At 48.7% G+C, this 347-nt stretch carries 2 tRNA genes; both read left to right on the forward strand.

Annotation, left to right across the window (positions count from 1 at the left end):
- Positions 1-88: 88 nt before the first annotated feature.
- Positions 89-174 (forward strand) — tRNA-Leu (locus Q1B07_RS26830).
- 98 nt (positions 175-272) lie between these two features.
- Positions 273-346, forward strand: a tRNA-Arg gene (locus tag Q1B07_RS26835).
- The last annotated feature ends 1 nt before the right edge of the window (position 347 follow it).

Consider the following 347-nt stretch of genomic DNA (forward strand, 5'->3'; position numbering starts at 1 on the left):
CGGAATTGGCAGACGCGCTAGACTTAGGATCTAGTGTCCTTGTGACGTGGGGGTTCAAGTCCCTTCACCCGCACCATTGTATTCATTCGCGGTCGTGGCGGAATGGCAGACGCGCTAGGTTGAGGGCCTAGTGGGGGCGACCCCGTGGAGGTTCAAGTCCTCTCGGCCGCACCATTTATTACTAAGTAAACTTTTCAAAAAAAGTTATTGACTTAAACATCGTTATTTGATACAATATTTAAGTCGCTTCAGAAAGGTTTTTAAACAAATATGCGCCCGTAGCTCAATTGGATAGAGCGTTTGACTACGGATCAAAAGGTTAGGGGTTCGACTCCTCTCGGGCGCGC

The organism is uncultured Metabacillus sp., from assembly GCF_947503125.1.
Lineage (GTDB): Bacteria > Bacillota > Bacilli > Bacillales > Bacillaceae > Metabacillus.